At 66.1% G+C, this 22,098-nt stretch carries 25 protein-coding genes and 1 tRNA gene; 9 read left to right on the top strand and 17 right to left on the bottom strand.

Features of this window, described 5'->3' with window-relative positions; translation table 11 throughout:
- Positions 1–90: 90 nt before the first annotated feature.
- A tRNA-Thr gene (locus JWM94_RS02205) sits at positions 91–165 on the bottom strand.
- 90 nt (positions 166–255) lie between these two features.
- On the opposite strand from JWM94_RS02205, the gene JWM94_RS02200 reads away from it, so the two are divergent.
- Both JWM94_RS02200 and JWM94_RS02195 read left to right on the top strand, forming a co-directional pair.
- On the top strand, positions 256–399 hold the full coding sequence (locus JWM94_RS02200) for a hypothetical protein (RefSeq protein ID WP_299420828.1): 144 nt from the start codon (positions 256–258) through the stop codon (positions 397–399).
- Between the two features lie 10 nt (positions 400–409).
- Complete coding sequence (locus JWM94_RS02195; protein ID WP_299420824.1) at positions 410–1,492, top strand: glycosyltransferase family 2 protein; 1,083 nt, start codon at positions 410–412, stop codon at positions 1,490–1,492.
- 1 nt (position 1,493) lies between these two features.
- Here JWM94_RS02195 and JWM94_RS02190 read toward each other — a convergent pair whose 3' ends face one another.
- Positions 1,494–2,225, bottom strand: a complete 732-nt coding sequence (locus tag JWM94_RS02190) for a class I SAM-dependent methyltransferase (RefSeq protein ID WP_299420821.1) — start codon at positions 2,223–2,225, stop codon at positions 1,494–1,496.
- A gap of 1 nt (position 2,226) precedes the next feature.
- Positions 2,227–2,724, bottom strand: coding sequence for a GtrA family protein (locus JWM94_RS02185; protein WP_367185850.1), 498 nt, complete (start codon positions 2,722–2,724; stop codon positions 2,227–2,229).
- A 106-nt stretch (positions 2,725–2,830) separates the two neighbouring features.
- Here JWM94_RS02185 and JWM94_RS02180 point away from each other — a divergent pair, with 106 nt between their 5' ends.
- Complete coding sequence (locus JWM94_RS02180) at positions 2,831–4,570, top strand: AcrB/AcrD/AcrF family protein (RefSeq protein WP_299420882.1); 1,740 nt, start codon at positions 2,831–2,833, stop codon at positions 4,568–4,570.
- Here JWM94_RS02180 and JWM94_RS02175 read toward each other — a convergent pair.
- The 7 genes from JWM94_RS02175 to JWM94_RS02145 form a co-directional block, all read right to left on the bottom strand.
- The gene (locus JWM94_RS02175) at positions 4,563–5,189 is read right to left on the bottom strand and encodes a MarC family protein (RefSeq protein ID WP_299420818.1); all 627 of its coding nucleotides are present in this window, start codon (positions 5,187–5,189) and stop codon (positions 4,563–4,565) included. The genes JWM94_RS02180 and JWM94_RS02175 overlap by 8 nt on opposite strands.
- The gene (locus JWM94_RS02170) at positions 5,186–5,653 is read right to left on the bottom strand and encodes a hypothetical protein (protein ID WP_299420815.1); all 468 of its coding nucleotides are present in this window, start codon (positions 5,651–5,653) and stop codon (positions 5,186–5,188) included. The genes JWM94_RS02175 and JWM94_RS02170 overlap by 4 nt, the downstream gene beginning before the upstream one ends.
- A 227-nt stretch (positions 5,654–5,880) precedes the next feature.
- Complete coding sequence (folD, locus tag JWM94_RS02165; RefSeq protein WP_299420811.1) at positions 5,881–6,756, bottom strand: bifunctional methylenetetrahydrofolate dehydrogenase/methenyltetrahydrofolate cyclohydrolase FolD; 876 nt, start codon at positions 6,754–6,756, stop codon at positions 5,881–5,883.
- A gap of 42 nt (positions 6,757–6,798) precedes the next feature.
- Positions 6,799–7,092: a YggT family protein gene (locus JWM94_RS02160; RefSeq protein ID WP_299420807.1), complete on the bottom strand. Its 294-nt coding sequence runs from the start codon at positions 7,090–7,092 to the stop codon at positions 6,799–6,801.
- 44 nt (positions 7,093–7,136) lie between these two features.
- A complete protein-coding gene (argB, locus tag JWM94_RS02155) occupies positions 7,137–8,036 on the bottom strand; it encodes an acetylglutamate kinase (RefSeq protein ID WP_299420802.1) in 900 nt (299 codons plus the stop codon).
- A gap of 107 nt (positions 8,037–8,143) precedes the next feature.
- Entirely contained in the window at positions 8,144–8,785 is a 642-nt protein-coding gene (locus JWM94_RS02150; RefSeq protein ID WP_299420798.1) for a queuosine precursor transporter, read from the bottom strand.
- Positions 8,786–8,860: 75 nt separating this feature from the next.
- Complete coding sequence (locus tag JWM94_RS02145) at positions 8,861–9,277, bottom strand: hypothetical protein (RefSeq protein WP_299420794.1); 417 nt, start codon at positions 9,275–9,277, stop codon at positions 8,861–8,863.
- 174 nt (positions 9,278–9,451) lie between these two features.
- On the opposite strand from JWM94_RS02145, the gene JWM94_RS02140 reads away from it, so the two are divergent.
- Both JWM94_RS02140 and JWM94_RS02135 read left to right on the top strand, forming a co-directional pair.
- The gene (locus JWM94_RS02140; protein ID WP_299420791.1) at positions 9,452–10,738 is read left to right on the top strand and encodes a NupC/NupG family nucleoside CNT transporter; all 1,287 of its coding nucleotides are present in this window, start codon (positions 9,452–9,454) and stop codon (positions 10,736–10,738) included.
- A 28-nt stretch (positions 10,739–10,766) separates the two neighbouring features.
- Positions 10,767–11,912 carry an acyltransferase gene (locus JWM94_RS02135; RefSeq protein ID WP_299420787.1) on the top strand — a complete coding sequence of 382 codons (1,146 nt, stop codon included), beginning with the start codon at positions 10,767–10,769 and terminating at the stop codon, positions 11,910–11,912.
- Here JWM94_RS02135 and JWM94_RS02130 read toward each other — a convergent pair.
- Positions 11,909–12,058, bottom strand: a complete 150-nt coding sequence (locus JWM94_RS02130; protein WP_299420783.1) for a hypothetical protein — start codon at positions 12,056–12,058, stop codon at positions 11,909–11,911. The two genes, JWM94_RS02135 and JWM94_RS02130, sit on opposite strands and share 4 nt — an antisense overlap.
- 11 nt (positions 12,059–12,069) lie before the next feature.
- Positions 12,070–12,939, bottom strand: coding sequence for a 3-hydroxyacyl-CoA dehydrogenase NAD-binding domain-containing protein (locus tag JWM94_RS02125; protein ID WP_299420779.1), 870 nt, complete (start codon positions 12,937–12,939; stop codon positions 12,070–12,072).
- Positions 12,940–13,082: 143 nt separating this feature from the next.
- On the opposite strand from JWM94_RS02125, the gene JWM94_RS02120 reads away from it, so the two are divergent.
- Positions 13,083–13,580, top strand: a complete 498-nt coding sequence (locus tag JWM94_RS02120; RefSeq protein ID WP_299420775.1) for a DUF3592 domain-containing protein — start codon at positions 13,083–13,085, stop codon at positions 13,578–13,580.
- On the opposite strand, the gene egtD is transcribed toward JWM94_RS02120, so the two are convergent.
- From egtD to gluQRS, 5 genes are all read right to left on the bottom strand, one after another.
- Positions 13,581–14,558, bottom strand: a complete 978-nt coding sequence (gene egtD, locus JWM94_RS02115; RefSeq protein WP_299420771.1) for an L-histidine N(alpha)-methyltransferase — start codon at positions 14,556–14,558, stop codon at positions 13,581–13,583.
- A complete protein-coding gene (gene egtB, locus JWM94_RS02110) occupies positions 14,558–15,817 on the bottom strand; it encodes an ergothioneine biosynthesis protein EgtB (RefSeq protein WP_299420767.1) in 1,260 nt (419 codons plus the stop codon). The genes egtD and egtB overlap by 1 nt, the downstream gene beginning before the upstream one ends.
- Positions 15,818–15,879: 62 nt before the next feature.
- The gene (locus JWM94_RS02105) at positions 15,880–16,434 is read right to left on the bottom strand and encodes a cob(I)yrinic acid a,c-diamide adenosyltransferase (protein WP_299420879.1); all 555 of its coding nucleotides are present in this window, start codon (positions 16,432–16,434) and stop codon (positions 15,880–15,882) included.
- Between the two features lie 18 nt (positions 16,435–16,452).
- On the bottom strand, positions 16,453–16,680 hold the full coding sequence (locus tag JWM94_RS02100) for a twin transmembrane helix small protein (RefSeq protein WP_299420763.1): 228 nt from the start codon (positions 16,678–16,680) through the stop codon (positions 16,453–16,455).
- A 9-nt stretch (positions 16,681–16,689) separates the two neighbouring features.
- The gene (gene gluQRS / locus JWM94_RS02095) at positions 16,690–17,556 is read right to left on the bottom strand and encodes a tRNA glutamyl-Q(34) synthetase GluQRS (protein WP_299420759.1); all 867 of its coding nucleotides are present in this window, start codon (positions 17,554–17,556) and stop codon (positions 16,690–16,692) included.
- Positions 17,557–17,653: 97 nt separating this feature from the next.
- Here gluQRS and JWM94_RS02090 point away from each other — a divergent pair, with 97 nt between their 5' ends.
- The 3 genes from JWM94_RS02090 to JWM94_RS02080 all read left to right on the top strand — a co-directional run bounded on the left by JWM94_RS02090 (position 17,654) and on the right by JWM94_RS02080 (position 21,997).
- Entirely contained in the window at positions 17,654–18,220 is a 567-nt protein-coding gene (locus JWM94_RS02090) for an HNH endonuclease (RefSeq protein WP_299420755.1), read from the top strand.
- A gap of 94 nt (positions 18,221–18,314) precedes the next feature.
- Positions 18,315–20,981, top strand: a complete 2,667-nt coding sequence (gene ppc / locus JWM94_RS02085; RefSeq protein WP_299420751.1) for a phosphoenolpyruvate carboxylase — start codon at positions 18,315–18,317, stop codon at positions 20,979–20,981.
- A gap of 80 nt (positions 20,982–21,061) precedes the next feature.
- A complete protein-coding gene (locus JWM94_RS02080) occupies positions 21,062–21,997 on the top strand; it encodes a cell wall hydrolase (RefSeq protein WP_299420746.1) in 936 nt (311 codons plus the stop codon).
- The last annotated feature ends 101 nt before the right edge of the window (positions 21,998–22,098 follow it).

The following is a 22,098-nucleotide window of genomic DNA, read 5'->3' as shown; positions in this document are numbered from 1 at the left end:
CTTAGGGTGTCCGCGAAAGCCCGCAGAACTGCGCCGCTTTCATGCGCTGGTCTCCTGGCCTGCCAAAATGGCCGGGAGACTTGTAATGAGTGGTGCTGCCGGTGAGGATTGAACTCACGACCTCAGCCTTACCAAGGATGCGCTCTACCACTGAGCTACGGCAGCACTCGACGAGCGGGCCGGGGCCCATCGCGGAGGCGCGCCTATGTCCGCCGCCCCCCTTGTTGTCAAGGCGGGGTGCGAGGGTTTAGGCCAATGCCCATGCCAACCAATGACGAAAAGGCGGCTCGGCTCGCAGCACAGCTTCGCGCCAATCTGAAGCGGCGCAAGGAACAGGCGCGCGGGGCGGCAGCGGGGCCGGTCACGAAACCCGATGACGCGGGCGGCAGGGACGACTAGAAACCCCGCCATGCACCGTCCCAAGCTCTCTATCGTCGTCCCTTGCTATAACGAGGCGCTGTCGCTGCCGCAGCTCCACGCGCGGGTCAGCGCCGCGGCCAAGGCCGAGGTCGGCGACGATTACGAACTCGTCCTGATCAACGACGGATCGAAGGACGATAGCTGGCAAATCATGCGGCAATTGTCGTCGAGCGATCCGCAGCTGGTCGCGATCAACCTGTCGCGAAATCACGGGCACCAACTGGCGCTAACCGCGGGGCTCGATCTGTGCTGCGGCGAGCAGATTCTGATCATCGACGCCGATTTGCAGGATCCGCCCGAACTGCTCGGCGCGATGCGTAATGTGATGGCGGCGGAGGAAGCCGATGTCGTCTATGCCGTCCGGCGCACGCGCGAAGGCGAGACGTTTTTCAAGAAAGCGACGGCGGCGGCTTTTTATCGTTTGCTCGACCGCGTCACCGATACGCCGATCCCGCTCGATACCGGCGATTTCCGGTTGATGTCGCGCCGCGCGCTCGACGCATTCCTGAGCTTGCCCGAACAGGCGCGCTTCATTCGCGGGATGGTCGCGTGGATCGGTTTCCGTCAGGTGCCGTTCCCCTATGACCGCGCCGAGCGCTTCGCGGGGGAGACCAATTACCCGCTGTCGAAGATGCTTCGGCTGGCGTTCGACGCGATGACCGGGTTTTCGACCAAGCCGCTGACCTTTGCCAGCCATGTCGGGCTCGCGCTGACCGGCGCGTCGGGGCTTCTGCTGATCTATATCGCGATCGGTTTCCTGTCGGGGTCGGCGGTGGCGGGGTGGACCTCGACGATGTTCGTCGTCGTGCTGCTCGGCGCGGTGCAGATGTTCGTGCTGGGGATGATCGGCGAATATCTCGGTCGGCTGTACGTCGAGAGCAAGCGGCGGCCGTTGTATTTGGTGTCGGACGTTACCGGCCCGGTGCAGGGCAAGGCGACCTTGGGGTATCGCGCGGAGGATCGGGCAGTTGAGATATCCGTTCGCCCTGAGCTTGTCGAAGGGCATCCGGCCTCGAGCGATCCGCTCGCGGAAACCCGGACCTCGACAGGCTCAGCCCGAACGGAAATCTAAATCAGGGCTTCGGCACCGCCAGCGTGAGGATCGACACGCCGGGGGTCATCGGCACGCGCCCGACCAGATGGCGTTCGAGCCGGAAGATCGCCTCGAACAGTTTGTTGAGCGGCTTGGCCGGCGGCGAATCGTCGCTGTCGTCGCGGCCGGTCATCCGCCCCGCGACGCGCGCGGCGGCGGCGAGCGGGAACAGCAGCGAGTTGAAATAACCGAGCTTCTTCGGTGCCAGCCCCGCGGCGTCGATCGCCGCCTTCAGCGTCGCTTTCGAATAACGTCGGTGATGGTGGTTCACCACGTCGTGCGCCGACCACATCCATTGGTGCGCGGGGACCGCGATCAGGATCTTGCCGCCGGGTTTGAGGCATTCCTTCATCGCTTTCAGCGCCGCGACGTCGTCCTCGATATGCTCGACCACGTCGAGCACCGCGATCATGTCGTACGCGCCACGCTCGATCCCCGTCAGCGCGGGGAGCGGCGCATCGCCGACCGGCTTGCCCAGCCGCTTGCTCGCGATGTCGCGCGCGGCGGGATCGATCTCGATCGCATCGACGCTGCCGAATTGCGCCAGCATCGCCAGATTATGCCCGGTGCCGCAGCCGATCTCGAGGATTCGCGCGTCCTTCGGCAACCCGGCTTCGCGCGCGATATAGTCGTGCAGGATGTCGCGGCGCGCGGTGTACCACCAATGCGTCGAATCGTGCTCCGCCATGCGGTCGTAAACGATGCGGTCCATGTCAGCCGAATACCAGCCAGCGGTTGAGAATGAAGGTGAAGATCGTCGCGATCGCGATCGCCGGCAACAGCGGTACCCAGGCGGGATAGCCGAGCTGCGCGGTTCCGATCCACGTGATCACCGCGTTGAGCGCCATGCCCGAAGCCTGCACCCCGACGAACTTGGCCTGCTGCAGGCCGCCGGGGTCGCGGCTGCCATGGCCCTTGAAGCTCCACCGGCTATGCAGGAAGAAACCCGCGGTCACCGCCACCGCGAACGCGAACGGCACCGCGTAAACCGCCTGCGCGCCGCGAAAAACCCAGGTCGTCAGCGGCAGATACACCGCCGAATAGATGACGGTCGAAATCCCCCCGGAAATGCCGAACCGGATCAGCTGGCCGAGCAACCCGCTCTCCCGCCATGTTTCTAATTGTCGTTGGATCGCCGTCACGCCCTTGCCCTTGAGGTGCGGGTGCCCGTAATGCGCCGGAGGGCGTGAGGGAAGCATTTTGACGAGCATCGATAAGCCGGACCCGAACGTGACGCTCGACCGCGACCTCGCCGCGCTCGACCGAAGCCCGGCTCAGCGCTGGGACGACATCGTCACCGAAATCGACCGCCACTGGATGCGCTATGCGTTATTCGCGTGGTTGCTCGTCGCGCTTTGGTATCTCGGCGCACAATGGGAACAGATCCAGTCGCTCGGGCTGGGCGATACCGACGACAATATGCGGCTGATGCAAGTCCGCGCGCTGCTCAACGGGCAGAGCTGGTTCGACCTGAGGAACTATTATCTCAACCCGCCCGGCGGGTTCGACATACATTGGAGCCGCATCGTCGATTTGCCGATCGCGGGGCTGATACTGTTGCTGCGGCCGTTCCTCGGCACGCCAGAGGCGGAGCGGATCGCCTGCGGGATCGCGCCGCTGTTGCCGCTCGCCATCGCCTTTCTCGGGCTCGCCGCGACCGCGCGGCGGCTGATCGGACGGCAGGCCTGGCCGCTGGCGCTCGCGCTGCTGGTGTTCGCGTGCGGATCGACCATGCTGATGTACGCGCCCGACCGGATCGATCATCACGGCTGGCAACTCGCGATGCTCAGCCTGACCGTCGCCGGGCTGTCCGACCCACGGCACGGCCGCGGCGGGGTGATCGTCGGTGCAGCGAGCGCGGTCAGCCTGTCGATCGGGCTCGAGATGATGCCCTACGCCGCGATGGCCGGGGCGATCATCGCGCTGCAATGGATCTGGGACCGCGGCGAGGCGAAGCGGGTCGAGGGTTATGCGCTCGCGCTCGGCGGCGGGACCGCGCTCGGCTATGCGGCGTTCGCGTCCTATGCCAACACCGTGGCGCGGTGCGACGCGCTGACGCCGGTGTACCTGACCGTCATGATCGTTGCGGGCGCGCTGCTGTTCGCGCTGGCGCGGCTCAACCCGGCGTCGCGCTGGCTGCGGCTCGGCTTGGCAGTCGCGGCAGGGGCGGTGATCGTTGCCGGGTTCGCGTATCTGTTCCCGCAATGCCTGGGGCGGCCCGAACAGGTCTCGCCCGAACTGGCGAAGAACTGGCTCAACAATGTCCGCGAGGCCAAGCCGATCTATACGCATCCGTTCCGTACCGCCTTCCCGATCGTGACGCTGCCGCTGATCGGCCTGCTCGGCGCGTTCGTCGCCACCAAGCGTGCGATCGACGCGCGGTCGCCCAACATGGTCGGCTGGGCGGCGGTCGCTTTGTTCACGCTGTTCGCCTGCGTCATGCTGCTGTGGCAGACGCGCGCCGGGCCGGCGGCGCAATTGCTCGCGGTGCCCGGCGCGGCGGCGCTGATCTGGATCGCGGTGCCGCTGATGCTGGCGAGCGGCAATATGCTGGTCCGCGTGTTCGGGACCGCCGCGGTGGTGCTGTTCGCCAGCGGCGCGTTCAGCGCGCTGTCGGTGCAATACCTCCCCGTCGACAAGCCCGACGCGCGCAGCCAGGCAATCAACCGCGCCGGAGCGCGCTGCCCGGCATTCGGCAACCTCGCGGCGCTCAATCGCTATCCGTCGGGGACAGTCTTTAGCTTCGTCGATCTCGGCCCGCGAATCATCGTCGTCACGCACCACAAGGCGGTGGCGGGGCCGTATCATCGCAACGGCGACGCGATCCTCGACGTCCAGCACGCGTTCGGCGGCTCGCCCGAGCAATTCCGCGGCATCGCCGCGCGGCACGGCGCGAGCTACCTGTTGGTCTGCCCCAACATGGCCGAATCGACGATCTACCGTGTGCGCAATCCGGGCGGGTTCTACGACCGGCTGGCGCGCGGCGAGAAATTCGCGTTCCTCCAGCCGCTGCCGCTGCCGAAGAACTCGCCGCTCCGGCTGTTCCGGATCAACTAAGCCCCAGGCTGATCCTGATCCCGTCGATCACGAACTGCACCGCGAGCGCCCCCAGCAACACTCCCAGGATGCGGGTGATGACCGCCTCGATCCGCGCGCCGAGCAATTTCATCAGCGGGCCCGCCGCAAGCAGCGCGAGCAACGTCAGCACCAGAATCGTCGCCAGCGCGGCGAGCACGACCGACACGCGCTCGACGCCGTGGTTGCGGCTCATCATCAGCATCACCGACGCGATCGATCCCGGCCCGGCGATCATCGGCATCGCCATCGGGAAGATCGACACGTCCTCGACCTCTGGCGTCGCAGCAACCTTGGCGGCGCGGTCCTCGCGGCGCTCGGTACGTTTCTCGAACACCATTTCGAGCGCGATCAGGAACAGCATGATTCCACCCGCGATGCGGAACGCCGAGAGACTCACGCCGAGTGCGTCGAGAATGCCTTCGCCCACCGCGGCGAACACGAACAGGATGATTGACGCGACGAACACCGCGCGGATAGCCATCGACCGGCGATGTGCTGGGCTCGCGCCGCTGGTCAGCCCAGCATAGATCGGCGCGCAACCGGGCGGATCGATCACGATGAAGAAGGTGACGAGCGCGGAGAGGTAGAGCTCGATCATTTGGACGGGGCTGCGACCTGATTGTTCAAGACATTTTCGAAGCGCTTGCCGCTCCACATCATGACCGCAACCTCACGGCTGCCGTCCGCTTTCACGGACCAGGACCAGCCAAGACTATTATCCGGCGCGTTGCCGGATTTGAGACCGGCGGGATCGGTCGTCCGATTGAATTTTGGAACGTTGCACCCCGCCCGCCGGACAACCGGCTCCGTGATTGAAGGGCGCAGAGATTTCAGCGTATCGCCGTGATCGAGTATCCATTTCCACCCGCCATCGACCTGCCGCTGCCACACGGTAGTGAAATAGCCAACGCTGCCATCGGGCCGCTTCCACTCACCAGTATTGACCGCGACGCCGCCGTCGCACGAGATCCAGCTCGCGGTCGGCCACCAATCGATCACCTTTGGCGGATCCTTGCGATCCTTCAGAAACGCTTGCGCGTTGACCGGCTGCGGCACGAACATCACCGCGTCGTCGGTCGACCATTTGCGGAACGCGGTCCATTGGCCGAGCGCCTTAGCGTCGGCGGCGAAGGCGCGTTCGGCGTCGATCGGGGTATCGTCTCTCTCCGCCGTTCGCCCTGAGCCTGTCGAAGGGCGTGTCGCACGCGCAGCGCCCGGGTCAGGTGCTTCGACAAGCTCAGCACGAACGGGGTGGGGCGCGGCGATTAGCAGAAGCGCGATAACCGGTATCACAGCGCGCCCTTCTCGTACGGCACGCGCGCGCGGCGGTGCGCCGAGACCAGCGTGTTCCGCAACAGCAACGCGATCGTCATCGGCCCGACCCCGCCCGGCACCGGGGTGACCGCGCCCGCCACCTGCATCGCGCCGGCGAAATCGACATCGCCGACCAGCCCGCTGTCGGTGCGGTTGATCCCGACATCGATCACGGTCGCGCCCGGCTTGATCCAGTCGCCCTTGATCATCTCCGCGCGACCGACCGCCGCGACGACGATGTCGGCGCGCTTGACCACGCTCGACAGATCCTTCGTCTTCGAATGCGCGAGCGTGACGGTGCAGCTTTCCTTCGTCAGCAACGCCGCCATCGGCTTACCCACGATGTTCGACCGTCCGATCACCACCGCGTCGAGCCCCGCCAGATCGCCGAGCTGATCCTTGAGCAGCATCAGGCATCCCAGCGGCGTGCACGGTACGAACCCGTACAGCCCGGTCGCCAGTCGCCCGGCATTGACCGGGTGGAACCCATCGACATCCTTGTCGGGGTCGATCCGCGTGGTGACGACGCGCTCGTCGATATGGTCGGGCAGCGGCAATTGGACGAGGATGCCGTCGACCGCATCGTCGGCGTTGAGCGTGTCGATCAGCGCGAGCAGATCGTCCTGCGTCGTGTCGGCGGTCAGCGTGTGTTCGAAGCTCGCCATCCCCGCGGCGGCCATCGCCTTATGCTTGTTGCGGACATAGACGGCGGAGGCCGGATCCTCGCCGACCAGCACCACTGCCAGCCCCGGCGCGCGCCCCGCCGCCGTGCGAAAGCTCGCCACTTGCGTTGCGATCCGCTCGCGCAAAGCCAGCGCGAAGCCTTTTCCGTCGATGATGCTAGCCGTCATGGCGCCGTCTGATAGAACGCCGCGCGGCGCGGCGCTAGCCGGTCAGCCGCCGGTCGAACGCGCAATCGCCGGGATCACCCAGTTCGATATGACCTGGATGAGCAGCAACGCCACCAGCGGCGACAGGTCGAGATTACCGAAATCGGGCAGCACGCGCCGGATCGGGCGATAGATCGGGTCGGTGATGCGGTTCAGCGTCCGGTAAAAGGCGCGCGTCGTTTCGTTGTACGTGTTGATCACGTTGAACGCGATCAGCCACGACATCACCGCCTGGACGATGATGATCAGCGCGAGGATCATCAGCAACAGCTGCACGATGCTCAAGATAGGCGTCACGTCACTCTCCATCGACCCGGTGCTTTAGTTATATAGTACAGTCATCAGGCCCTGACCAGTGTGCCCGCGCCACGCCGGGTGAAGATTTCGAGCAGCATGGCATGGGGAACACGCCCGTCGAGGATAACGGCCGCCTCGACTCCCGCCTCGACCGCGGTGACGCACGTATCGACCTTGGGGATCATCCCGCCTGAAATCGTCCCATCGGCCTTGAGTGCTTCGATCCCGGCGCGGTCCAGGTCGGTATGCAATGTGCCATCCTTGCCCAGCACGCCGGCGACGTCGGTCAACAGAAAGAATCGCGTCGCGCCCAGCGCCCCGGCGATCGCTCCGGCCATCGTATCGGCGTTGATGTTGTAGGTTTCGCCGTCCGCGCCGAGCGCGACCGGGGCCACGATCGGGATGAATCCGTCGCGCGCCAGGTTGAGCAGGATTGCGGGATCGACCTTTACCGGTTCGCCGACGAAGCCGAGGTCCACGTGACGCTCGATCCCCGAATTGGGGTCGGGCTCGGTGCGCGTGACCTTTTCGGCGATCACCAGATTGGCGTCCTTGCCCGAAATGCCCACCGCACGCCCGCCGAGCGCAGCGATCCAGCCGACGATTTCCTTGTTGATCTTGCCCGCCAGCACCATTTCGGCGACTTCGGCGGTGGCGGCGTCGGTGATGCGAAGGCCGCCGACGAATTGCGATTCGACGCCCAGCCTCTTCAGCATCGCGCCGATCTGCGGCCCGCCGCCATGCACGACGACCGGATTGATCCCGACCGCCTTGAGCAGCACCACATCCTCGGCGAAGTCGCGCTGCGCCTCCGGATCGCCCATCGCGTGGCCGCCATATTTTACCACGAAGGTGCGCCCGGCGTAGCGTTGCAGATACGGCAGCGCCTCGACGAGCGTTTCGGCCTTGGCGAGCAAAGCGGGCGAGGGGGCGTGGTCGGTCATGGGGTGGCCTTTAGCTTCGCTAATCCATTCCGTCATCCCGGCGAAGGCCGGGATCGCAGCGGTGGCGCGATACGACCAGCGGCCCCGGCCCGTGCCGGGGCGACGATTCAGCCGCGATCCAGCCTCTTCCCCAGCGCGACGAAGCCGGTGATCAGGAACGGTACTAGCACGATCGACAGCACGACCTTGGTCAGCATCTGGCCTTCCATCAGCCCGAGGATCGGGCGCTCGCCGTAGAACGAGATGCTGATGAACAGCACGGTATCGACGATCTGGCTAATCACGCTGGCGACCATGCCGCGGAACCAGACGAGCCGGCCCTGGCCTTCCTTGCCCTTCAGCTTGCCGAAGATGAAGACGTTGAGCGTCTGCGAGGTTCCGTAGGAGACGAACCCCGCGAGCATCATCCGCACGCTTTGCCCGACCACGATCGGGAAGGCGTCGATCGCGGGCGGATACATCCCCGGATCGTGCGGCAGCGCGAGCACCAGCTGGATCAACGCCGCCGACACGAACAGCGGCACGAACCCGAAGCGGACCAGCGCGGTCGCGGCCTTTTGTCCGTGCAATTCGGCGACCGCGCTCGACAGTACGACGAGGATCAAGAACCCGAAAATCCCCGCCTCGACCGCGAGCGGCCCGAGTGCGACCTGCTTCACGCCGAGCACGCCGGCGATGCAGACCATGCCGCCGTAAAGGATTGAGAAGATGAAGAGCGAGCGCGGGATCGCGGGAGTGGGTGTTTCCATGGCCGCCGACGCTAACGCCATTTGCGCGCGCGTCAAACCACGGCCCGGCCGATGGGGATCGGCCGGTCGCGCGGGTTACTTCATCCGCTTGTTGCAGGCGCTCCAATATTGCGGCCATTTCATCCCGGCGGGCACCTTCTTCGCGGCGCTGTCGGCGCGCCACTGCGCGCCGCATTGCCGCTCGCGCTCGTACATCGCCTTTTGCGCGGCGCTGGGCTGGCCGGGGGTGCGCGCCGGCTTGGCCGCGGCCGCGGGCTTGGCGGCGGGGGCGGGCTTGACCGGGGCAACGGTCGCCGCCGGCTTGGGCATCGCGGCGCGGCATTGTGCGAGGAACTGGTTCCAGGTCTGCCCGGCGGGCAGCGTATTGGCCTTTTTCGCCGCCTGATACTTCGCGCCGCACACCTGCATCGCATTTTCCGCGGCAAAAGCGGGCAAAGCGGCGAACCCGACCGCCACGGCGGCGGCGATTGCAATCGATTTGAACTGGACCATCGAATCAACTCCTTCAGGCAGCCGCCAATGCGACCCGGCACGAGGAACAACGCGCGGGAACATGCCTCACGCCGCGCGCGACCGCAATCCACAGCGGCGTTGCCACCGGGGGTTGTCGCTGCGCGATCTTTGCCGCCATAACAGTGCCAAGTTGACGTTTCCCCGGGGGCACCAATGTATCGCATTCTGATCGGCCTGGCCGGTATCGCCGTCATCCTGCTGATCGCTTTCGCGCTGTCGACCAACCGACGCGGCATTCGCCTGCGCGTGGTCGGTGCGGCGTTCGCGTTGCAGGCGGCGATCGCAGTGCTGGTGCTATACGTGCCCGCAGGCAAGGCGGTGCTGTCATGGATGTCAAATGGCGTCGCGGCGTTGCTGGGCTATGCCAATAAGGGGACCGAATTCTTGTTCGGGCCCGCCGCGACCAACCCGCTCGCGCACACCTTCGCTATCGCCGCTCTGCCGGTAATTATCTTCTTCGCGGCGCTCGTCTCGATCCTTTATTATCTCAACATCATGCAACTGATCGTGCGCTGGGTCGGCGGCGCGATCGAGTGGGTGATCGGCGTCAGTAAGGTCGAGAGCTTGTGCGCCGCCGCCAACATCTTCGTGGGGCAAAGCGAATCGCCGCTCGTGATCCGACCATATCTGGCGGGGCTGACTCAGGCGCAATTGTTCACCGTAATGACCAGCGGCATGGCGGGCGTCGCGGGGACGATCCTGGCGGCGTATGCGTCGATGGGGATCAAGATCGACTATCTGCTTGCGGCGAGCTTCATGGCGGCGCCGGGCGGCATCCTGATGGCCAAGATCATGATGCCCGACACCAAGAGCCTGGTAGTGGAAGATGCGGCGGTCGACGGCACCGCGGCGACGGCGATCGCGCTGCCCGACGGCAGCGTCCCCGGCGAGCCGTTGCCCGACGCGACGCATGACGAGGAAAAGCCCGCCAACATCATCATGGCGGCCGCCCAAGGCGCGCAGACCGGCGTCAAGCTGGCGGTCGCGGTCGGCGCGATGGTGCTGGCGTTCGTCGCCTTGGTCGCGCTCGCCAACGGCATCCTCGGCGGGGTCGGCGGCTGGTTCGGCTATCCCGACCTCAGCTTCCAGGCGATTCTCGGCACGGTTTTCAAGCCGGTGATGTTCCTGCTCAACGTGCCATGGAACGAAGCGGGTGCGGCGGGCGGGTTCTTCGGCGAGAAGATCGTGCTCAACGAATTCGTGGCCTATATCGATCTCGGCAAGATGCAGGCGGGGCTCAGCCCGCACACCGTCGCGGTGGTGACGTTCGCGCTGTGCGGGTTCGCCAATTTCTCGTCGATCGCGATCCAGATGGCGGTGACCGGGAGTCTCGCCCCCAACCAGCGCCCGATGATCGCCAAGCTCGGCCTACGCGCGCTGGCGGCGGGAAGCCTCGCCAATTTGATGTCGGCGGCGCTGGCGGGATTGCTGATCCAGTAAGCGGCGATCAAGCTACCGGAGTATTTGCGTGACCACCGAAACCCCGAATCCGGCGTTCGAGCCCGAACCGTCCGTGCTGCCCCCATCGCCACCGTCAGCCGCGACCGATTTCAAGCCCGCGCACGTCGACGCTCTGACGAGCCCGCGCTTCCTGTTCGGCCTGTACGTGCTGATCAAACATGCCGGCTGGGCGGCGCTCAAGGAAGCCGGCGTCCTGCCGAAGCCGATCGACACCTTCATGTCCAACGCTGAAGTCTCGATCAGCTATTTTTTCACGATGTCGGGCTTCGTCCTCGCCTATGTCTATATGGCAAAGTTCGCGCAAAAGGGGTCGCTCGGCCGCTATGCGCGCGCCCGCTTCTCGCGTGTCTATCCGGTGTTCTTGCTGTCGCTGGTCCTGATGATACCCTTCGTGCCTTGGGTGTCGCTGGCGCATGATCTGCCGCAATTCTTCTTGCTGCAATCCTGGGTGCCCGGCGTCTGGGCCGACGGGTCGGTAGTGTCGAACTGGAATATGCAGTCGTGGACGCTATCCGTGGAGCTGTTCTGCTATATCACTTTTCCCTGGACGATCCGCTGGCTGGAAATGCGATCGACCCGCGCGATAGTCGGATCGACCGTCGCAATCTGCGTGCTGATGGTGGCGCTGCGGTTGCCCGGCTATGACGAACCCGTACACGCCCTGTCGGTATGGCAAACCTATCTGCCGTTTCCGCTGATCCGCTGGCCCGAGTTCATCTACGGTATCCTGCTGGCGATCATCTATCGGCGCGGCGCCGCGCCGAAAAGTCCGCTCACGCTGCACCTATTGCTCATCGTGGTCGTGGTGCTGCTGCTGACGGTGCATAGCCTGTGGCTTTACGGCCCCCTCGCCGTGATGTCGGGGATCATCGTGCTGTTGCTAACGACCAGTTCGACCAGCAGCCCTCTCAACGGTATTCTGACACATCCCATTGCGGTGATGCTCGGGCGCGCCAGCTATTCGCTCTATATTCTGCAACTGCCGATCTATCTCATTCTGCACGCGGCTTTCCCGACTGGCTGGTTCGCCAAACTGGCCTACGTCCCGCTGATGATCGGGCTGTCGATCGTGGTCTTCTTCGTTTACGAAGAGCCGATGCACCGTTGGCTGCGCGGCGCAAAGCCGAAGAAGATGGCCGCGCCGCTTAGCTAGGTTTCGTCGGTGCGCAGCTTGACCTTGTTGGGCAGTTTCTTGCCCTTGGTCCGGCGCGAGGGGAGCTGAACCGGGTTCTTCTTCTTCCATTGCGCCCAAGTCATCGGCCCGTCGGGCGTCTCGATGATCGTGTCGTCGATGCTCATGGCGCGATCCTTCAGCGCGTCGGAATCGGGACGTCGCCCGAATAATCGTAGAAACCGCGACCGGTCTTGCGCCCATACCAGCCCGCTTCGACGTATCGCACGAGCAACGGTGCCGGCCGAAACTTGGGGTCGCCCGTGCCTTCGAAGAGCACGCGGGTGATTTGCAGGCAAATGTCGAGCCCGATGAAGTCCGCCAGCGTGAACGGTCCCATCGGGTGATTGAGCCCAAGCTGGCAGGCCAGGTCGATATCTTCGATCGACCCCGCGCTTTCCCCCAGCGCGAAGCAGGCCTCGTTGATCATCGGCATCAGGATCCGGTTGACGATGAAACCGGGCGCGTCTTCGGCGCGAACGACGCGCTTGCCCAACGCGGCGGCATAGGTTTCCACAACGGCCATTGTTTCGTGACTGGTCGCCAGGCCGCGGACGACCTCGATCAACCCCATCACCGGGACCGGATTGAAGAAATGCACGCCGATGAAGCGCGCCGGGTCGGGGGTCGCCTGCGCCAGCCGCGTGATCGGGATCGACGACGTGTTCGACGCGAGCACAGCGGTCGCGCCCAGCACCTTGCCGACTTCGGCGAAGATCGCGCGCTTGATCTCCTCGCGCTCGGTCGCGGCTTCGATGATCAGGCCGCATTTGCCCATCGCCGACGGGCCTTCGATCGTGTCGATCCGATCGAGCGCCTGGTCCATCGCGGCCTCGTCGAGCTTGCCCTTCTCGACCGCGCGCGCGAGCTGACGGGCGATTCCAGCCTTGCCGGCGTCGGCGCGTTCCTGCGAAACGTCGGCGAGCAGGACGTGATAGCCGGCCTGTGCCGACACTTGCGCGATTCCCGCGCCCATTTGTCCTGCGCCGATCACGCCGACTGACTGCATGCTCTGTTTTCCTTGCCTGTCGCGTCGTGCCCTAGCTCGTGGGTGGTCTGTCCGTCCAGCGGGTGGCGCGAATGGCTCTTATTTACAATCGAACACCGGCGCGGTGGGCTAGCATCACATGACCGATTGGGGGGAGAGACGATATGGGCGGCGGTTCGGGACACGGCGGCAATTTGCTCTATCTGTTCGGCTTTCTGCTGCTTCTGGGACTCGCGCTCGCGGTGTTCGGATTGGTCTATTACCGGCGCGGCAGCGCGCGGTTCGCGGCGGCGAAATCCTGGGTTCAGACGCAGGGGACGATCATGTCGTCGGCGATCACCACGCACACGCAAATGGCCAACGACATGGTCAGCACCAGCTATCGCGCGCAGGCGGCGTATCGCTATCAGGCCGCTGGTAGCGAGCGCGAAGGGAAACGCGTGTTCCTGTGTGCGCGGACCGACTGGAATTCGGAAAAAAACGCACAGGCATGGCTCGCTGCCAATCCGGCTGGCGCGACGGTGCCGGTCTGGTTCGATCCGGGCAATCCGACCGACAGCGCGCTGACGCTCAACAAGCCGAGCCTGGTCGCGGCGATCGTGCTGACCACGGTCGGCATCGCGGCGGCGATCATCGCGCTCTTGCGGCTTACCCGGATGTAATCACGGCGCGGGGCGCGGGGCCTGCGCTTCGGCGAGGTAGAGCGCGAACTGGTCGGCGGGGTCGGTCCATTCGGCGATCGGGGTCCAGCCGCCGGCGCGCAGCAGGATGCGCGCGTCGCGTGGGCCGTATTTGTGACTGTTCTCGGTGTGGATCGTCTCGCCCGCCGCCATCGAAAACGGGCGCTCCTCGATCGTGAAGGTCACGTCGCGCGTCGCCTCCAGGTGCATCTCGATCCGCGCGCGGTCGTCGTTCCACACCGCGCGGTGGCGAAACGCATCGACCGGGATGTTGCCGTCGAGCTCGCGGTTGATTCGCTCGAGCAGGTTGAGGTTGAACGCCGCGGTGACGCCGGCCGCGTCGTCATAGGCGCGCTCCAGCACATCAGCGTCCTTGATCCGGTCCATCCCGATGAGCAGCATTGCGCCTTCGCCCAATGACTCGCGCATCGCGCGAAGCAAGTCGGCGGACGATGAGGGGATCATGTTGCCGATGGTCGATCCCGGGAAGAAACCGAGCTTGGGCGCGTCGGCGATCGCGGCGGGCAATCGCAGCGGGCGCATGAAATCGCCTTCGAGCGGAAGCACCGCCAAATCGGGAAATTGCGCGGCCAGCGCCTTTGACGATTCGCGCAGAAAATCGCCCGAGATGTCGATCGGAACGTAGGCCGACGGCGCGACCGCCGCGAGCAGGATCGGCGTCTTGGTCGACGAGCCCGATCCGAATTCGACGACTGCGCGGCCCGCGCCGACCAGCTCGGCGGCCTCGCTCGCCTTGTCCTTGAGCAACGCGGCCTCGGTCCGCGTCGGGTAATATTCGGGCAAATCGGTGATCGCCTCGAACAACTCGGAGCCGCGCCGGTCGTAGAACCACCGCGCCGGAATCGCGCGCGGGCGGCGCGTCAACCCGTCGATCACGTCGGCGCGAAACGCCGGGTCGGCGAAGCTGCGCGTGCCGTCCTCGATTTCCTGCTTGAGCATTACAGGTCCTTGGCCAATCGCACGCCGGTGAACTGCCAGCGCTGGTGCGGGTAGAAGAAGTTGCGATAGCAGGCGCGAACATGCCCGCGCGGGGTCGCGCACGACCCGCCGCGCAGCACGAACTGCCCGCTCATGAACTTGCCGTTATATTCGCCAACCGCGCCCTCGGCGGGCTTGAACCCCGGATAGGGGCGGTACGCGCTGCCGGTCCATTCCCACACGTCGCCGAAGAAGGCGGGGCCGCCGGCGGATGGGCGCGGCTCGACTGGGCCGGCGGCGTCGAGCTGGTTGCCGCCGTCGGGATCATAGGCGCTCGCCGCGGCTTCCCATTCCATTTCGGTCGGCAGCCGCGCACCAGCCCAGGCCGCGTACGCATCCGCCTCGAAGAAACTGACGTGCGTGACCGGCGCGGCGGGGTCGATCGCGCGGCGACCGTCGAGTCCGAAGCGAGTCCAGCCGCCGTCCCGCTTTTCCCAATAGAGCGGCGCGTCGATCCCTTCAGCCTTCACCCACGCCCAGCCGTCGGACAGCCAGTATTTCGGGTCGCGATAGCCGCCGTTCGTGACGAACGTTGCCCACTCCTCATTGGTCACGGTGCGGTCGGCAATGGCGTGCGGCGTCAGCAGCGCCTGGTGGCGCGGGCCTTCGCAATCGAACGCGAAATTGGGGCTGTCATGCCCGATATCGACCAGCCCGCCGCGATGTTCGATCCAGCCGATCGGCCCTGGCATGGCGACGGGCACCTTGCGCCCCCCGGGCCAAATAGCTGGTTCGATTGGATTTTCCGACATCAGGTGGAGTAGGTCGGTCAACAGCAGCTCCTGGTGCTGCTCCTCATGGTGACAGCCGAGCCGGATCAGCTCGCGCGCCGCCTCGGGCAAGGTCGGCATAGCGTCGGCGAGCGCGGCATCGACGTGCGCGCGGTACGCCAGCACCTCGTCGAGGCTGGGGCGCGTAATCATGCCGCGGCGGTCACGCGCGTGGCGGCGGCCTTCGGCTTCGTAATAGGAGTTGAACAGGAAGGGGAAGCGTTCGTCGTGGAGCGCGTAGCCGGGCACGAAATCGCGCAACACGAAGGTCTCGAAGAACCAAGTCGTGTGCGCCAGATGCCATTTGGCGGGCGACGCGTCGGGCATCGACTGGACGCTGGCATCGGCATCGGACAGCGGCGCGACCAGCGCGACGCTGAGCGCGCGCACGTCGGCGAGGCGCGAGGCAAGCGCTTCGGGTGTCGGCGATGTGCCCAACCGCGTTCGCATTATGTTCTCCGTAACGCGGAAATTACGCGCCTGCAATAATCGAGATCACTCGCCCAAAAATATTAGCGAGACGCCCCGGGAACCCACAGAACGTCGCCACCGCCCGACTGGTTCACATGCCGCGCGGCGACGAACAGCCAGTCGCTCAATCGATTGAGATAGCGCATCGCTTCGGGGCTGAGCAGCACCGCGTGGTTCGCCGCGACCGCGCTACGCTCGGCGCGCCTAGCGATGGCGCGGGCCAGGTGAAGATGCGCCGCACCGGGCATGCCGCCGGGCAGGATGAAACTGGTCAGCGGCGCCAAGTTGGCGTTCATCGCGTCGATCTCGCGTTCCAGACGCGCAATCTGGCCAGAGGTGATACGCAGCGCGCCAGCAATCTCGTACCGCGTCGCGATATCGGCGCCGAGGTCGAACAGATCGTTCTGGATGCGCCGGAGCGCGGTGGCGGTGTCGTCATCGACCGCGCCGACCGCGACGCCGATCGCGCTGTTGGCCTCGTCGACGTCGCCGATCGCCGTCATCAACGGATCGGCCTTCGACACGCGCGACCCGTCGACCAGCCCGGTCGTGCCATCGTCGCCGGCGCGCGTGTAAATTTTGTTGAGTTTTACCAGCGGCTTGCTCCGCTCGGTTCAGCCATGCTGGCCGGCGACGAACAGGATGACAACGACGATCAGGATCGTCGCGGCCTGAAAGAAGATGCGGAATTGCATCGCCTTGTTCGATTTGAGCGAGGCCTGGCTCGGCCCGTTGCCGTGGACCTCCTCGGACGAGTTCTTGAGGAACATCACGACGCCGTAGACGAGCGCGGCGACGGTCGCGAGCATCGCGGCGAGCAGGAGGATGGCGAGGAAGGTCATGCGCGGTATTTAGGCGCTCGCATAGCCGTTGGGAAGGTTGCCGGCGCGCAATAGATCGGCGAGCGCGCGGCCGTCGGGAAAGTCGGCGCGCAGATCGGCCAGCGTGGGGGCGCCGTGGCGCTTGGCGAGGCGGTTGCCGGACGCATCGGTCAACAGCGCGTGATGGCGATAAGTCGGCGTCGGCAGGCCGAGCAGCTCCTGAAGCAAGCGCTGAACGTGGGTCGCCCCGAACAGGTCGCGCCCGCGCACGACGTGGCCGATGCCCTGCGCCGCATCGTCGACGGTGACCGCAAGGTGATAGCTGGCGGGTGCGTCCTTGCGCCACAGCACGATGTCGCCGCCGGTTTCGGGGGTGGCGATCTGCGGCCCGGCGATCTCGTCGTGCCATCCAAGCCCCGGGTGAAATGCGTTTGCCGCTGCCATGTCGAGCCGCCAGACGAACGGCTCGCCCGCTCCCAGCCGCGCGTCGATCTCGGAGTGCGGGCGATGTCGGCACGCCGCCGGATGTGGTGGCGGCGCGTCGTCATCGTGCGGCGCGCTCCCCGCCGCGGCGATTTCCGCGGCGATGTCGGCGCGGGTACAAAAGCAGCGATAGGTCAGGCCGCTCGTGTGCAGCCGCTCGAGCGCTTCGGTGTAGAGCGGCACACGCTCGGACTGAAACACGACCGGGCCGTCCCACGCCAGCCCGAGCCATTCCATGTCGTCGAAAATCGCCCGGACATGCTCGGGCCGCGAGCGCGTGCCGTCGATATCCTCGATCCGCAGCAGGAACCGCCCGCCATCGGATCGCGCCCGTTCGTGCGCCAACACCGCCGACCAGGCGTGGCCCAAATGCAACCGTCCGGTCGGGCTCGGCGCAAAACGGCTGACAATCATGCCCGCGACTCTTGACCGCGAGTCATGCCCTGTGCTGTCATCATGGCGTCATCCTAGTCGGGTTGATGCCCGCCAGGAAGCAAAGGGGGCGTCTCGCGTGTTTCATCCCGACCTGATGCGGCATCCGGACAGTTGCCCTGCGCTTGTGCTGAACGCCGATTACACGCCGCTCAGTTACTACCCCCTTTCCGTCTGGCCGTGGCAGACCGCCGTCAAGGCGGTCTTTTTGGATCGTGTCGACATCGTCTCGCATTACGAACGCGAAGTCAGGAGCCCGACCTTCGCGCTCAAGCTGCCCTCGGTGATCGCGCTCAAGTCGTTCGTGCGGCCCAGCCAGTTCCCCGCGTTCACCCGGTTCAACCTGTTCCTGCGGGACCGTTTCGCGTGCCAATATTGCGGGACGGGACGGGATTTGACCTTCGATCACGTCATCCCACGCGCTTATGGCGGGCGGACGACGTGGGAGAATGTCGCCACCGCCTGCGCGCCGTGCAACCTCAAGAAGGGCGGGCGCACCCCGCGCGAGGCCAAGATGCCGCTCCACGTCGAGCCGATCCGCCCGACCAGCTGGCAATTGCAGGACCACGGCAAGAGCTTCCCGCCAAATTACCTCCACGATACTTGGCGGGATTGGCTGTATTGGGACATCGAACTGGAGGCCTAATTGCGATGGCCACCCCTAATATCGTCATTCCCGCTCTCGCGGGGATGACGGATTTGGGGTAGACCGAAAACGCGCTGCGGTGCAGCATCGTCGCATGGCCGACCTCCCCGCGATCACCAACAATCCCGACATCCGCTTTCTCGGCAAGCTGCTCGGCGATGTGATCCGCGCCTATGGCGGCGACGAATTGTACCGGCGGACCGAATATATCCGTTCGGCATCGGTCGACCGGCATCGCGGGGTAGGGGGCGAGGTCGATCTCGGGCTCGACCGCCTGACGCTCGACGAGACGCTCGATTTCGTGCGCGGGTTCATGCTGTTCTCGATGCTCGCCAATCTGGCCGAGGACCGCCAGGGCGTTGCCGCCGAGCCGGGGGCGGATGTCGCGGCGGCGATCGAGCGGCTGGCGGGGGAGGGGATCGGCAAGGATCAGGTCGCGGCATTGCTCGACACCGCGCTGATCGCGCCGGTGCTGACCGCGCACCCGACCGAGGTGCGGCGCAAGTCGATGATCGACCACCGCAACCGCATCGCCGAGCTGATGGCGCTGCGCGACCGCGCGGTTGCGACCACACCCGACGGGGACGATGTCGAGCAGGCGATTACCCGTCAGATCGCCCTTCTGTGGCAAACCCGCGTGCTGCGCCGCGAGCGGTTGTACGTGACCGACGAGGTCGAAACCGCGCTGTCGTACCTGCGCGACGTGTTCCTGCCGGTCCTGCCCGGGCTCTACCAGCGCTGGGACCGTGCGCTCGGCGAGCGGGTGCCGAGTTTCGTCAAGCCGGGCAGCTGGATCGGCGGCGACCGCGACGGTAACCCCAACGTCGTCGCGGCGTCGCTCACCACCGCGCTGGCCCGATCGTGTGAAGCGGTGCTGGGTTACTATCTCGACGCAGTTCACGCTCTCGGGGCGGAACTGTCGATCTCGACCGAGCATGCGAGCGTGAGCGACGAGTTGCTCGCACTGGCCGCCCGGAGCGGCGACACCGCGCCGAGCCGCGATGACGAGCCCTATCGCCGTGCGCTGTCGGGGGTCTACGCGCGCCTCGCGGCGACGCACCTCGCGCTCACCGGAAAGCCGGCGCCGCGCCCCGGCACGCTCAACGGCGAGCCTTGTTCGAGCCCGCAATCCCTGCGCCGCGACCTCGTGACGATCGCGCACGCGCTGGCGGGCGAGGATGGGCCGCTGTCGTCGGGCGGCGCGCTCGGCCGGCTGATCCGCGCGGTAGATACGTTCGGGTTCCACCTCGCGACGCTCGATCTGCGCCAGAACAGTGCGGTCCATGAGCGCACCGTGGCGGAGATGCTCAAGGTCGCCGGGGTCGAGGAGGATTATGCCTCGCTCGATGAGGCGGCGCGGGTTGCCTTGCTACGGCGCGAGCTTGCCAGTGCGCGGCCGTTGGTCAGCCCGTACGCGAGCTATTCGGACGAAACCGCGAGCGAACTCGCGATCCTGCGCGCCGCCGCCGACGCACACGCCAAATATGGCCCCGCCTGCATCCGCCAGTACATCGTGTCGATGGCGATGTCGGTGAGCGACTTGCTCGAAGTCCATCTGCTGTTGAAGGAGGTCGGGCTTTACGTCCCCGGCGATCCGCCCACGGCCGCGATCATGGCGGTGCCGTTGTTCGAGACGGTGAGCGACCTGGAGGCCGCGCCGCGGATCATGACCGACTGGTTCGCGCTCCCCGAAGTCGCCGCGATCGCCTCGGCGCGGGGCGTGCAGGAAGTGATGATCGGCTATTCGGATTCGAACAAGGACGGTGGCTATCTGACCTCGACCTGGCAGTTGAGCCGCGCGTCCGAAGCGCTGGCGCCGGTGTTCGCCAAGGCAGGCGTGGGGATGCAGCTGTTCCACGGCCGCGGCGGCGCGGTCGGGCGCGGCGGCGGGTCGGCCTTCGCGGCGATCCGCGCGCAGCCGCCGGGCACGGTGCAGGGCCGCATCCGCATCACCGAACAGGGCGAGGTGATCGCCGCCACATACGGTCCGCGCGAAGCGGCTTCGACCAACCTCGAGGCGATCGCGGCGGCGACCTTGCTCGCCAGCCTCGAGCCCCCGGCTTTGTCCGACGCCGACCGCGCGCGGTTCGGCAAGGCGATGGACGAGTTATCGGCGAGCGCCTTCAAGGCGTATCGCGGGCTGGTCTACGAGACCGAGGGCTTCCGCACCTTCTTCCGCCAGATGACCCCGATTGCCGAGATCGCCAACCTCAAGATCGGCAGCCGCCCGGCGAGCCGCAAGAAATCCGACGCGATCGAGGATTTGCGCGCAATCCCCTGGGTGTTCAGCTGGGCGCAGGCGCGCGTGATGCTGCCCGGCTGGTACGGGGTGGGGCAGGCGCTGACCGGGTTCGCCGACAAGGGGTTGCTCCGCGAAATGGCGCAGGCTTGGCCGTTCTTCGCCGCGACGCTCGACAATATGGAGCAAGTGATCGCCAAGTCCGACATGGGCATCGCCGAGCGCTACGCCGCGCTGGTCGAGGACAAGGCGCTGGCCGACGCGATCTTCCCGCGGATTCGCGACGGGTGGGAACAGGCGAAGGACGGCTTGCTCGACGCCACCGGCCAGTCGCGATTGCTCGACAAGAACCCCAAGCTCGACGCCTCGATCCGGCTGCGGCTGCCCTATATCGAGCCGCTCAACATGCTCCAGATCGAGCTGATGAAGCGCCACCGCGCCGGCGAGGAGGACCCGCGCGTGGCGGAGGGTATCCTCCTGTCGATCAACGCGATCGCGACCGCGCTGCGGAATTCGGGCTGATCCGGGCATTAACCCCGCTCTAACCCTGGCACTCTACGCCGCTCCCTGTGAAACGGGGCGGGACACTCCTGGCGACGCGCATGGCGCTCGGCCTGATGGCCGCGCTGGCGGTATCGGCGTGCGCCAAGGACGATGACGGATCGACCGCGACGCTGCCGATCCCCAAGGCCGCGGCGCGGGTGATGCTCGAAAAGCTCGACCTCGACGTGCCGGCCGATCTCGACGTTCCCACCGGCGACACCACGGCAGCACCGGCCTATGCCGCCGCGCCTGCGTTCAACGCGCTTGCCGCCACGGCGAGCCCCGACGATGCCGCGCGCGCGCTCGATTGCCTGACCAAGGCAGTCTATTACGAGGCCAATAATCAATCCGACGACGGCCAGCGCGCGGTCGCGCAAGTGGTGCTCAACCGCGTCCGCGACCGTGCCTTCCCGTCGAGCGTGTGCGGTGTCGTCTATCAGGGGTCGACCCGATCGACCGGGTGCCAGTTCACCTTCACCTGCGACGGATCGCTCAGCCGCCGGCCAAGCCAAGCCGGATGGGATCGCGCGCGCGCGGTCGCCAGCGCGGCGCTCGCCGGATCGGTCTATGCGCCGGTCGGGTCGGCTACTTTCTATCACGCCAACTACGTCTCGCCGTGGTGGGCGAACAGCATGGACAAGGTCGCGACGGTTGGCGCGCACATCTTCTACCGCTGGCGCGGCGGGATGGAGAATGCGCTGGCGTTTCGGCAACCTTATTCGGGGTCGGAGCCGAGCCTGACCGGGCGCACCACGGCGCCGGGCGCTTCGATCGCCTATACCGGGGAGGAAGCGGTCGGATCGGTGGTGATCCATCGCGGCGTCTTGCCGTCCGCGCCGGTGACGACCGGTGCAGCGGTAACGAAGGCCGTGCCGGCCGACGCGACGGGTGCCAGGCTGGTGAGAGTCGGCGGCGGTCGCGGCGTTCGAATCTATCGCGGGGTCGCGGGGGCGAATTCGGGCGAAGATCTGTCCGACAAGGCGACGATCGACTGATTTGTGGTTCAGCTTCGCTGAACGTACGGCACCGGCCCGCTCCCCCACCCGACCGCCCAGCTATGATATTCTGTAGGCGGTCGGGTGGGGGAGCGGGCCGG

The sequence above is a fragment of the Sphingomonas bacterium genome (genome assembly GCF_028289855.1).
Taxonomy (GTDB): Bacteria; Pseudomonadota; Alphaproteobacteria; order Sphingomonadales; family Sphingomonadaceae; genus Sphingomonas.
This window is presented reverse-complemented; position numbering and strand designations above follow the sequence as displayed.